This is a genomic window from Sporolactobacillus sp. Y61, from assembly GCF_040529185.1.
Classification (GTDB): domain Bacteria; phylum Bacillota; class Bacilli; order Bacillales; family Sporolactobacillaceae; genus Sporolactobacillus.
The window spans coordinates 2,039,385-2,051,274 of sequence record NZ_CP159510.1 but is presented as its reverse complement, the minus strand read 5'-3'; the positions used below and the strand labels follow the sequence as shown (position 1 = coordinate 2,051,274).

Sequence of the window (11,890 nt, the reverse complement as noted above, 5' to 3'; positions counted from 1 at the left end):
GCGTTTTTAGCCTGCGCGTTCCCCCGCGGATTGTCAGTTGAACCCATCGAACTGCTGCGGGCAACGATCCCGCACCCGGGCCTGTTCGTTTATCCTCATGACCCTGAGGGGAACCTGCCTGTTCATACGGGATAAATACTGACCCCGTATTCAGGGGCCGATGTCCTGATTCATTTCTTTAATCGCCATTTTTTCAAGCCTTGAGACCTGTGCCTGCGAGATACCGATTTCACGGGCAACTTCCATCTGCGTCTTGCCGTAAAAAAAGCGCATAGCCACAATTCTCTTTTCACGTTCATGTAACTTCTTCATCGCCTCACCGAGTGCAATCTTGTCCACCCAGTCACGATCTTTATGTTTTTCATCACTGATCTGATCCATGATAAAGATCGGATCTCCTCCATCGCTGTATATGGGTTCAAACAGCGACACAGGATCCTGAATCGCATCCATCGCAAAAACAATTTCCTCAACCGGAAGATCAAGAATTCTGGCAAGTTCAGCGGTTGTTGGTTCTTTAGAATGTTTGGTAATATACTTTTCTCTTGCCTGAAGTGCCTTATACGCCATATCTCTGAGTGAGCGTGACACGCGGATTGGGTTATTATCCCGAAGATAACGACGTATTTCCCCAATGATCATGGGCACCGCGTAAGTTGAAAAACGTACATTCTGACTTAAGTCGAAATTATCGATGGATTTCATTAATCCAATACAGCCGACCTGGAACAAATCATCTGCCGACTCACCACGATGATTAAAACGCTGAATGACACTGAGAACGAGACGAAGATTGCCGTTGACGAGCGTTTCTCTGGCTTCATTTTTCCCCGAGTGCATCTCGGCAAACAACCGGCGCATTTCCGTATTTTTCAAGACAGGCAGCTTTGATGTATCAACACCGCAGATTTCAACTTTGTGCCGTGCCATAAAGGATAACCTCCCACGTCCGAACTGACTTGAAACTGTGGCGGAACCAGGAAATGCCCATTTTTCTGAAAGCTTTTTACACCTGTTTTCCGCTATATCGTCAAGTATTTCCCGGGGGGACCTTTTTATGCACAGCAACAGACTGATCCTTTTGGCAAGGCGGCCGGATCAGGCCATTTTACTGAATTCCTTTTTTAAGCGTTTGATAATTCTTTTTTCCAGACGGGAGATATAGGACTGAGAAATGCCCAGCTGATCGGCAACATCTTTCTGCGTTTTTTCTCTGCCTCCTGAAAGTCCGAATCTGAGCTTCATAATTTCCTTCTCCCTGTCGCTGAGCATCAGCATCGCTTTCTTCAGTAATGTCCGGTCAACTTTTTTCTCCATTCCTCTGGTTGTGACATCGTTGTCTGTTCCGAGGATATCAGAAAGCAACAATTCATTCCCGTCCCAGTCCACATTAAGCGGTTCATCCAGGGACACTTCCGAACGTCTACGGTTGTTACGACGTAAATACATCAGAATCTCATTTTCTATGCACCGGGACGCATACGTCGCCAGTTTAATTTTCTTTTCCGGATTAAATGTATTGACAGCCTTGATCAGACCGATCGTGCCAATACTGATCAGATCTTCAATATTAATTCGTGTATTGTCAAACTTCCTTGCGATATAAACAACAAGTCTCAGATTACGTTCAATCAGTGTCGACCTGACCTTTGGATCACCTGACGGCAGTTTTTTCATCAGTTCAGCTTCTTCCTCTTTGGTAAGAGGCGAGGGTAGTCCGTCATTTCCCCCAATATAATATATTTCTTCAGGCCGAAGGTGTAATTTAACCAGTAATTTATTCCATATTTTCAGAAAAAATGCTTTCATTTGCTGAGTCCTCCTCTTGCCTGTTTATGAAGCTGATACAATGGTTCTTCCGTTAAGCAGCATGTCCGGATGGAGAATACAGTTGAAGTCCCCGGCAGAGCTCAGTTTCTGATTTTTGACAGCGATCAGTACCTTCCGGCATTCGATAAGTTTTCCTTCATGCTGAATCAGGACAGCATCCGGACGTACAGTTGTCTGATAGTTGGTTACCCCGTCGACTGTGCGGTAAGGAACCCATGTCATCCGACTTTTCCACTCATCGCCTGTCTCCGGGGCAGCTCAAAGGGTGGTTTTCGATAAAGGCCCTCTCGATAACAGCGGGGAAGAGGCCCCGGCAGGCATCCAGCTGTAAGAACATGACAGGGAATCGGGTTAACGGATCACGCAGCTGATTGCCACTGTCAACAAGTCCTCTTGCACGGATCGTCTGTCCCGACAGGCTTATGGTCAGTTCCGCACCGGTTGTAGCCTGCCATTTACGATACGCTGTCTGTTCCAGCCTTTTTTTCGAAAAATACCATAAAAGTGGAAAACCTGCTGCAACAACAATCCAGCTGACCGGGTCACCGAAACTCAGCGTTGTAAGCATACTGTTCTCTGCATAAAATGAACGGAACTGAAAAATATAGTGTAAGGCAAACAGGCCACCGCCTAATGCAAACGCAGAGAAATAAAACGCCGCCAGATTCTGAAAAAACACCGAAAAGCTGCAAAATCCAAACGTGATCAGGATAATCAGAACGGAAAATAGTAATTTACCCAGCGGATGGCCAATCATCGGGGCAAGCGGCGAGAACAGAAGCAGAACGATGGCAGATGCAACAAATGCTCCCATCCACATCCGGATCCGCTTCGTTCGCCTTCTGAGCATAATCGCTGTCAGTTTGAGCAGACAGGCGTCGATCAGCAGATTCAGGAACCACACAGCATCAAGATAGAGAACCATGGCTCCCACCTTCTTAAATTTTATAAAATCAGTATAATAGGCTCATCCGTGGATGTCTGTCAATCTGTGTAAGGGTTTAATTGCTTATTTTGACTTTTTTTGTCGTAGTAAAAGAAAAGCCTGCCAGCTGGCAGGCTGGCAGGCGCGGCAGATATGAGTTGGCCAATATTCTCAGAATTTTCTTCTACTTTTTATCATTACTGAAAAAGCATGCTGGTTAAACAGATGATTGTTTAACCGGCATGCCTTCTTGTTTGTGGGCGGGGAGGAACAACCCATTCGCTTTTTAGAGAACGATGTCGTTTACAGAATCTTTTATTGATTTCTGTGCCGTCTGTTTCTCAGAAATGTCGGAATATCAAGGGTATCTTCATCGTCAACGAGACTATGGGATCTGCGTGACGGTTGCTTCCGAATCACTTCATCATCATGTCTCGATTTCACTGGAGCATTTCCCGCGGGATGTTCCTCATCAGCAGCCTGTCTGCGCGAGTTGACAGCCCCGGATGCCGTATGATTCATCTGCGGATGATCTTTCTCATCATCAACGAATCCTGTGGCAATGACAGTCACGACGATTTCATCGTCCAGCTCCTCACTGATGACTGAACCGAAAATCATGTTAACCTCTTCATCTGCAGCTGTAGCAACAATATCAGCAGCTTCATTTACCTCATACAGGCTCAGATTGCTTCCGCCTGTGATGTTCATTAGAACGCCCTTCGCACCGTCAATCGATTTCTCAAGCAGGGGACTTGAGATCGCTTTTTTCGCAGCATCTGCTGCTCTGTTCTCACCGGAAGCGATACCGATCGCCATTAAGGCAGATCCGCCCTCCGTCATAATCGTTTTCACATCAGCGAAGTCAAGATTGATCAGCCCGGGACAGCAATCAGATCAGAGATGCCCTGAACACCTTGCCTGAGTACATTGTCCGCTTCTCTGAACGCATCAAGCATCGGAGTATTCTTATCCACGATTTCGAGAAGTCGATCATTAGGGATAACAATCAGTGTATCAACCTTTTCTTTCAGTGTACCAATGCCTAACTGTGCCTGCTTGGCCCTCTTTCGTCCTTCAAATGTAAACGGACGGGTGACAACGCCGACCGTCAGTGCCCCTGCATCCCGTGCAATCTCTGCAATGGTAGGTGCGGCTCCAGTACCGGTTCCGCCACCCATACCGGCCGTGACAAAAACCATATCCGAGCCCTTCAAAACTTCTTCAACCTGGTCTCTGCTTTCTTCTGCAGCTTTTTTCCCGACATCGGGATTCGCCCCTGCGCCCAGTCCTTTTGTCAGTTTTTCACCCAGTTGAAGCTTCGTTCCCGCCTTAGACAACTTCAGCGCCTGCGCATCTGTATTCGCACAGACGAATTCAACACCCTGAATGCCGCTGTCGATCATTCTGTTGACGGCGTTACTACCGCCTCCGCCTACTCCGATTACTTTGATTTTTGCGAGGTGTTCCGTCTCCGTATCGTTCTCATACATCGTTCATTTCCTCCCATTCAGAGGTTGAATCCACTCCGTTCCAACCTTTTTACTCTCTTCAATCGTTTCATTTTTTTATTCAAAGAAAACTTTAAACCAGTTTCTGACTTTTGAAGTCATACCTTCGCCCGATTTACGACTGTGCCTGGTCTGTTTCTGTCCTTCCGGCTGAGGAACGGCTTCGAAGTCTCCTGATTCTACAGCAACTGCCACTTCTTTACCCTGAATCTTCACATTGTGGCAGGCAAACTGAATCAGACCAATGCATCCGGTATATTTTGGCTCACGTACCCCTATGTAATCCGGAGCCGCTATGCGGACACTTGAACTCAGTCTATGTACCGCCAGATCCAGAACACCCGGCATTGCTGCAACTCCTCCGGTCAGTACAAAGCCCCGGGGAGCCGGTTAATTCCGATTCTCTGAAGCTCTTCCTTGATTATATCAAACATTTCACCCATTCTGGCTTCTATGATTGCTGCCAGATCCCGCTGGTTCAATGTCTGTTTATTTGCACTGCCGATCTGTGACGCTGTAAATGTGTCCTCTTCAGAAGCTGTATGAACTGTGGCTGTCCCGTGATCGATTTTCAGCTGTTCTGCTTCTGCCAGTGGAATACGCTGAATAATCGAGATATCCTTTGTGATATGATTGCCTCCTACCGGCAGCTCAAATGTTGAGAGCATCATACCCTGATCAAACACACTGACGCTTGTCGCGCCTCCGCCCATATCAATCAGAGCCACACCAAGGTTCTTCTCATCTGCAGACAAAGCTACAGATCCAAGAGCCATCGGCTGCAGACAGATATCGGCGACCTGAAGACCGGATCTCTCCACACATCTGAGGAGGTTATGAAGCACGGTCTTCGAGCAAGTGATCAATGTCCCTTCCATCTCCAGCCTGACACCGATCATTCCTCGCGGATCATTAATCTCATCTACCCCGTCAACAATGAACTGTTCCGGGATGACATCAATAATTTCTCTTTCAGGTGGAATGGACATAACCTGAGCAGCAGAAATGACTCGCTCAATATCCGGACTTCCGATTTCATGATTTTCGTTCGAAACAGCAACAACACCGCGGCAGGGTCTGAGTTCAATATGGTTTCCTGATATGCCGACAATCACACTTTTTATATTCAGTCCAACCATTCTTTCTGCCTGCTGAACGGCTTGCTTAATTGATCTCACGGTCGAATCAATATCGACAATCGACCCTTTTTTAATCCCGTGGGAATCCGCCTCTCCGACACCAATCACATTAAGAGACGAACCCGTCATTTCACCGATCACAGTCTTGATACTGGACGTGCCAATGTCAAGGCTGACAAAAATATCCTCGCTATTCATTAGTGGCACCCCTTCTAATCTTTTAAGCAATAAAATACATGATCAGGGATGTATGGACTTGTGTAAATGAACAAACGGTATAAAGTTGAACGGCAAGAGTTTCAACCCGTTAATATCCTGTTCCTTATTGATAGAAACATGCCCTACTTCTCTGTATTCTACGTATCGGAACATATCCCTTTTTTCTAAATCACATTCATGTAAAAAACAGCTCTTAATCTATAAATCGGCAGAAAATGCTAAATAATGAACCCATTATTTATATTCTTCGCCAACCTTAAAGAGAAAATCAGAGTCGGGAAATGAATTCGCAACTATGTTATAGTCTACACCAAGTTGATTGACTAGAAAAGTTTTAATTATGCAAGATTACGGATTATGAAAGCGGTGAATTTGCAGATCAGGGCTCAGCCGTTTCTTGCTTCTGCTGTTTTTCAGAATTTTCATAAGGTGTAAAATAACTCCCGACACTTAAATAAATCGTGCCACGGACATTCTCCGGCAGACGTGCAGAGATTTCAGGGTACATTCTTATATTTTTTGCAAACGTTGCGGTACTGGCGACGATCCGGTTCCCGTTATTTATGTAAAGAATCAGATTATCTTCATCGCCCGGCTGTTGATTTATGTAATGAATATCAGAAATGCTGCGAATGATCTCTTCGGGTAATGCAGAAAGGCCCTGCGTCACCGCACGGATTTCCTGCTGGCTCTTAAACCCCATGAGAACCGGTGCATCGACGGGAAGATTATTCTGCGGCATTTTCCCCATAATTGTCCCGTTCTGTAAAATGGGGTAGAAATTTTCGCCCTTGCTTAAATAAGCACTGCGGGTGAATTCAACAACATGAATCTTCACTCTGTTTGGAAACGCAGAGTCAACTGTCGCTGATTTCACGGTTGACAGAGATTTAATTTTCTTCTCCACCGCATTGGAACGAATATCCCATATGTGTGTATTTTTTGTGATGCCGCTTGCTTTAACTATCTGATCAGTCGAAGTAATCCGCGCTCCTTCAACAGTAATCTGGCGGACCTTGCTGAGCGGGGACTGGAAATAAACGATAATAAGGATCAGGATAAAAAAAACAATCGCATAAAAAGCGAATCGGCGATTTGCCCTTTGTTTCCGTTCTTTTTTTAATTGTGGAAGCCTGTCTTCCAGAGGCACAACCTTTTCCTTATCCATTTTTCTCTCCTCCCTGATAAAGATCTAAAAGCCATTTCAGCCTGTCAGTAGTATAGTATTATTCTATTGACTTTTCTGAGAAACAGCAATGGTTTGTTATCCGTCAGCATCATTTCCCTTAACTTTTACTGTAACTGCTGATATTCAGAAGGATGCCGATAGAAATCAAAATCAGGGTTAATGAGGATCCCCCATAGCTGAGGAAGGGCAGTGTAATTCCGGTTACCGGAATCAGCCCGATGACAACCGCTATGTTGATCATCACCTGAATGGCAATCATGCCGGTGATACCGGCAGCCAGCAGCGTGCCGAACAAATCAGGGGCACTCATTGCAATCCGTATGCCGCGCCAGAGCAGCAGACAGAAGAGCATCAGGACGGCGACAGAACCGATGAAACCCAGCTCCTCTGAGATAATCGAGAAGATAAAATCATTCTGTGCTTCCGGCAGATACTGAAATTTCTGCCGGCTCTCGCCGAGTCCAAACCCCATCAGTCCGCCTGGTCCGATTGCAAGTAAAGACTGGATAATCTGAAAACCGCTTTCGCCCGGATCCTGCCAGGGATCCACATATGATGTCAGTCTCTGCAACCGGTACGGAGCAGAAATAATCAGGCCGGCAATGCCCATACATCCCGCAGCGCCCATAAAAAGAAAATGTTTTATCCGTGCGCCTGCCACAAAGATCATCATGGTGCAGGTCAGGACAAGCACCATGCCCGTGCCAAGATCAGGCTGCAGCATAATCAGGCCAAAAGCCGCAAGAACCGGAAATAAAGCCGGAAGCAGCCCTTTCCTGAATGAGGGAAGATCCTGCTGACGCTCAGACAGACACCTCGCCAGGTAAATGATCAGTGCCACTTTCATAAATTCAGATGGCTGTATCGAGAAAGCTCCGATTCCGAGCCAGCTGCTTGCTCCGCCACGCGAAAGACCGACTCCGGGAATCAGGACCAGGAGAAGCAGCCCGTAACAGAGCAGAATACCGATATGGGACCACTTCTTCCATGCCCGATAATCGATGTTCATGACGACAAAGAGACTGATAACCCCGGCAAATGCAAACAGCAACTGCCTTTTCAAAAAATAAAAGGTGTCGCCAAATTTATGAGCAGCGGACACTTCGCTGGCACTGTAAACCATCACAAGTCCCGTTATGAGCAGGATAAACGTGATTAGCAGAAAAAAGCGGTCAGGAAAAACCCGGTGCCGGTTCATGAACAACACTCCGTTCAGATAAGGATGTTTCAGACAGCCGTCTCGGTCCGGCCTGTCCTTATCTAAACTTATTCACGTCATGAATAAAAATGTCCCCCCGCTGTTCAAAAGATTTGTACTGATCCCAGCTGGCACAGGCGGGCGATAATAAAATCACATCTCCAGGTTTTGAGAGTGCAAAGGCTTCCGGTACGGCTGCCTCAACATTTTCAACTGTTTTTATGATCGGGATCTTTGCTTTTTTACAGGCGTCCTGAAGTTTGGCAGCTGTCTGTCCGAAAAGCAGGACGGCTCTGATATCCGCTTTTTTCAGGAAGGGAACGAGTTCGTCAAATCCATTTCCTCTGTCCAGTCCGCCCGCCAGAAGTACAATTCCTTTTCCGGGAAATGCGTGCAGCGCTTTTGATGTAGCCAGAATATTTGTTGCCTTGGAATCATTATAAATGATCCGTCCCTGAATCGTATCCACATATTGCAGGCGATGACGTACTCCGGTAAAAGATCGGAGAACACCGGCAATAAACGGAGCCGGCACGCCGTATATCCGTGCAGCAGCCACTGCGGCAAGGGCATTTTGCAGGTTGTGCTCGCCCGGCAGCCCCATCTGTGAACATGGCATGATTTTCTCATTTCTGAAATAAATCACGTCATCCTGGATATAAGCACCTTCCGGCAGCCTCTTCGTTGTGGAAAACGGCACTTTATTTGCTTTTGATACCTCAGCTATATAATGGACACACCGCCTGCTGTCTGCATTATAAATCAGCGTATCATCCGCTGTCTGATTCAATGTAATCCTTGCCTTGGCTTTAGCATAATTTTCCACTGTTCCATGATAATCAAGATGATGTTCGAAGATATTCAGCACAACTGCCACTTCAGGATGGAACGTTTCTGTACCCAGAAGCTGAAAACTTGAGAGTTCCGATACCAGGACATTCTGAGGCGATACCTGCTGCACTACAGAGCAAAGAGCTGTCCCGATATTTCCGGCAACAACAGGCTGATGTGTTGATCCCTTCATCATTTCACCGATAAGCATCGTCGTTGTCGTTTTCCCATTCGATCCGGTCACCCCGATGAACGGGGCTTCCGATACTTCCGCCGCAATCTCCACTTCGGTAATCACCCGTACACCTGTCTTTTGGGCTTTCCGAACCATGGGATTGGAGTAGGGAATCCCCGGATTTTTAATCAGGACATCGACAGTCTCGTCGATCAGGTCCAGAGGATGCGCGCCTCCAATGACTTTTATCCCCTGCCGCTCGAGCTCCAGCGCGTGCCGGTCAGCGGACAGATCATTTCTGTCGTTCACCGTAACGTTCGCGCCAAGCACTTTCATTAATTTTGCTGCGGCATAACCGCTTTTTCCCAGTCCAAGTACAACCACTTTTTTATTCATATACGACGTAATCTGTTTCAAAAGGTCATCCCCACTTCCAAGTAAACGCCGATAACGGCAAGAATTAAACCAACCAGCCAGAAAACAGTGACGACTTTCCATTCAGACCATCCGGACAGTTCAAAATGATGGTGAATGGGGCTCATTTTAAACACCCTTTTCCCAGTCGTCTTAAATGAGATCACCTGGATAATGACAGACAGTGTTTCAATAACAAAAACGCCACCGATAATCGCAAGAAGTATCTCCGTATTCGTCAGAATAGCCATACCGGCTATTGCTCCCCCGACAGCCAGTGATCCGGTATCTCCCATAAACACCCGCGCAGGATGCGCATTAAAAATTAAAAAACCAAGAAGTGCGCCAAGCATGGCTGTTGCAAAAGTGGCTACACCGAGACTCATCGAAGTCCAGGCAATCACAGTATAGGCAGCAAAGACAATGGCTGCAAGCCCCGAGAGCAGGCCGTCCATACCATCAGTCAGATTAGTTGCATTAGGTACTCCGACCAGCAGAAAAATGATAAACACAGGGTAAAACCATCCCAGATTAATCATCCAGTCGGTTCCGGGAAAATAAAGATAAGTAGAATAATCATAACGGGTCAGTATCAGCCAGAAAGCAACGGCGATGACCAGCTGACCCAGCATTTTCTGCCTGGAGGTCAGACCCATATTCCTTTTCATGACCACCTTAATAAAATCATCAAGAAGCCCGACAAGACCGAAACCCAGCGTAACAAAAAGCAGCATCCATGTTTCCGGAGTTGCCGCATGATATTTAAACGCCATGATGAGCACGCCGATGATCAGTCCGAGGAGGAATATCACACCACCCATGGTTGGCGTGCCTGCCTTCTTCTGATGGCTTTTCGGCCCTTCTCTCCTGATATACTGACCGAAGTGCAGACGGTGCAGTAATGGAATGACAATAGGGGCAAGAACTAATGTAGATAGAAATGCTATCGCAAGACCAAACAACAAAGACAATATCATGAACCCTTTCTCTCCTTCTGATCCAAATCCGATAGATCCATATGTTCCATCGGGCAGATGACAGGTCAGCCCGCGATCTGCCGTTTTTTCAGCTGCCGGACATTTATATGCTCAATTCCGATACAAGTGTCTCAAGCTGCATCAATCTTGAGGCTTTAAAGAGCATCACCGTCTGATCATCAAGCAGGCCCGCCAGAAATTGCCGTGCCTCGGTTTTGTCATGAAATGAATGAACTTCCGGCCGGCCGGCAGCTTCTTTCTTCTCAAGTAATGGTGCAGCAATCCACGCCCCCTTATCACCAATGGTGACCACATGGGTCAGGGGCGCTGTCAGTACTCTGGCAATGCCCCTGTGGAGCTTCTCTTCATTACTGCCGAGCTCATACATATCGCCCAGCACAGCCACTCTTCTTTTAAATCCAGGTAACTCTTTGAGTGTTTCCAGAGAGGCTTCCATCGAACTCGGGCTGGCGTTATAGCAGTCATTAATCAGAAGTGAGCCGTGCAGGCCCCGGACTCTTTCAAATCTCATTTTTGTCAGACTGAGATGCTCCAGACCTTCTTTTATTGTTTCTGAACTGACATGAAGCCGTTTGGCCACTGCCAGACTGAGCACGGCATTTTTGACATTCTGCTTCCCGAGCACCGGAATTCTGTATTCTTTAATTCCGTGGTTCAATGAAAAGCCGTAGCCTTCTGTTCCTTCTTTGATCCCCGTGATTTTCCAGTCATTATGATCCTCGTATCCGCACGTGATAATCTGAAAGGCATGGGTATGGATCTGAGTCAGCAGGGGTTCATCCCCGTCGATGATCAATGCTCCTCTTTTTTTCAGCCCTGCCGTAATTTCCAGTTTCGCTCTGGCGATACCTGCTCTTGAGCCAAGAAATTCGATGTGCGATTCACCGACATTTGTGATTACAGCAATATCAGGCTTGGCAAGCTGACTCAAAAAAGTCAGTTCTCCAAAATGATTCATACCCATTTCAAGAACAAGTACCTCTGTATCTTCCGGCATAGCCAGAATCGTCAGGGGAACGCCAATGTGATTATTTAAGTTTCCCTGTGTTTTATATGCTTTGAATCTGCGTGACAGAATGCTGTAAATCATGTCTTTCGTTGTCGTTTTGCCATTTGACCCCGTTACAGCTGCCACTTTGCAGCGGCAATGAATCAGCCAGGCTTTTGCCATGCTTTGTAATGCCTTAAGCGTATCTGCAACGAGAAACAGCGGGAACCCTTCAGGAAGGTGATCCGGAAGAGGTTCTCGCTCCATCCATAACGAGGCGACAGCTCCGTTTTCAATCGCCTGCGACAGAAAACGATGACCGTTAAAGTGATGGCCGCTGAGCGGAACAAAAAGTCCATCGGCAACCGTTTTTCTGCTGTCCGTCATGATATTCAGCTTATTCAGGCGGGAGGTATCACCCAGTATTTGAATCGCCTGCCCTCTGATTATTTCAACACCAATGCTCATCTGTA

Annotated in this window: 9 protein-coding genes and 2 pseudogenes; all 11 read right to left on the bottom strand. The window is 46.7% G+C overall.

Annotation, left to right across the window (positions count from 1 at the left end):
* Positions 1-150: 150 nt before the first annotated feature.
* Positions 151-930, bottom strand: coding sequence for an RNA polymerase sporulation sigma factor SigG (gene sigG / locus ABNN70_RS09675; protein ID WP_129929162.1), 780 nt, complete (start codon positions 928-930; stop codon positions 151-153).
* Between the two features lie 168 nt (positions 931-1,098).
* Positions 1,099-1,809, bottom strand: a complete 711-nt coding sequence (sigE, locus tag ABNN70_RS09670; protein WP_353947679.1) for an RNA polymerase sporulation sigma factor SigE — start codon at positions 1,807-1,809, stop codon at positions 1,099-1,101.
* A 24-nt stretch (positions 1,810-1,833) separates the two neighbouring features.
* On the bottom strand, positions 1,834-2,052 hold the full coding sequence (locus tag ABNN70_RS09665) for a sigma-E processing peptidase SpoIIGA (protein ID WP_353947678.1): 219 nt from the start codon (positions 2,050-2,052) through the stop codon (positions 1,834-1,836).
* A 13-nt stretch (positions 2,053-2,065) separates the two neighbouring features.
* Positions 2,066-2,755 carry a sigma-E processing peptidase SpoIIGA gene (locus tag ABNN70_RS09660; RefSeq protein WP_353947677.1) on the bottom strand — a complete coding sequence of 230 codons (690 nt, stop codon included), beginning with the start codon at positions 2,753-2,755 and terminating at the stop codon, positions 2,066-2,068.
* A 315-nt stretch (positions 2,756-3,070) separates the two neighbouring features.
* Positions 3,071-4,248: pseudogene (gene ftsZ, locus ABNN70_RS09655) on the bottom strand (cell division protein FtsZ).
* A 75-nt stretch (positions 4,249-4,323) separates the two neighbouring features.
* Positions 4,324-5,603 (bottom strand): annotated as a pseudogene (gene ftsA / locus ABNN70_RS09650) (cell division protein FtsA).
* Between the two features lie 400 nt (positions 5,604-6,003).
* A complete protein-coding gene (locus tag ABNN70_RS09645; protein WP_129929157.1) occupies positions 6,004-6,792 on the bottom strand; it encodes an FtsQ-type POTRA domain-containing protein in 789 nt (262 codons plus the stop codon).
* A 118-nt stretch (positions 6,793-6,910) separates the two neighbouring features.
* Positions 6,911-8,011 carry a stage V sporulation protein E gene (spoVE, locus tag ABNN70_RS09640; protein WP_353947676.1) on the bottom strand — a complete coding sequence of 367 codons (1,101 nt, stop codon included), beginning with the start codon at positions 8,009-8,011 and terminating at the stop codon, positions 6,911-6,913.
* A 58-nt stretch (positions 8,012-8,069) separates the two neighbouring features.
* Positions 8,070-9,413, bottom strand: coding sequence for a UDP-N-acetylmuramoyl-L-alanine--D-glutamate ligase (gene murD, locus ABNN70_RS09635; RefSeq protein WP_353949418.1), 1,344 nt, complete (start codon positions 9,411-9,413; stop codon positions 8,070-8,072).
* 17 nt (positions 9,414-9,430) lie between these two features.
* Complete coding sequence (gene mraY / locus ABNN70_RS09630; RefSeq protein WP_129929154.1) at positions 9,431-10,408, bottom strand: phospho-N-acetylmuramoyl-pentapeptide-transferase; 978 nt, start codon at positions 10,406-10,408, stop codon at positions 9,431-9,433.
* 103 nt (positions 10,409-10,511) lie between these two features.
* Positions 10,512-11,885 carry a UDP-N-acetylmuramoyl-tripeptide--D-alanyl-D-alanine ligase gene (gene murF, locus ABNN70_RS09625; protein WP_353947675.1) on the bottom strand — a complete coding sequence of 458 codons (1,374 nt, stop codon included), beginning with the start codon at positions 11,883-11,885 and terminating at the stop codon, positions 10,512-10,514.
* Positions 11,886-11,890: the final 5 nt, after the last annotated feature.

Bases quoted from the DNA above. Each gene is read 5' to 3' on its own strand.
- mraY (WP_129929154.1), bottom strand. From the start codon at position 10,408: ATGATATTGTCTTTGTTGTTTGGTCTTGCGATAGCATTTCTATCTACA.
- sigE (WP_353947679.1), bottom strand. From the start codon at position 1,809: ATGAAAGCATTTTTTCTGAAAATATGGAATAAATTACTGGTTAAATTA.
- murD (WP_353949418.1), bottom strand. From the start codon at position 9,413: ATGAATAAAAAAGTGGTTGTACTTGGACTGGGAAAAAGCGGTTATGCC.
- murF (WP_353947675.1), bottom strand. From the start codon at position 11,885: ATGAGCATTGGTGTTGAAATAATCAGAGGGCAGGCGATTCAAATACTG.
- ABNN70_RS09645 (WP_129929157.1), bottom strand. From the start codon at position 6,792: ATGGATAAGGAAAAGGTTGTGCCTCTGGAAGACAGGCTTCCACAATTA.
- spoVE (WP_353947676.1), bottom strand. From the start codon at position 8,011: ATGAACCGGCACCGGGTTTTTCCTGACCGCTTTTTTCTGCTAATCACG.
- sigG (WP_129929162.1), bottom strand. From the start codon at position 930: ATGGCACGGCACAAAGTTGAAATCTGCGGTGTTGATACATCAAAGCTG.
- ABNN70_RS09665 (WP_353947678.1), bottom strand. From the start codon at position 2,052: ATGACATGGGTTCCTTACCGCACAGTCGACGGGGTAACCAACTATCAG.
- ABNN70_RS09660 (WP_353947677.1), bottom strand. From the start codon at position 2,755: ATGGTTCTCTATCTTGATGCTGTGTGGTTCCTGAATCTGCTGATCGAC.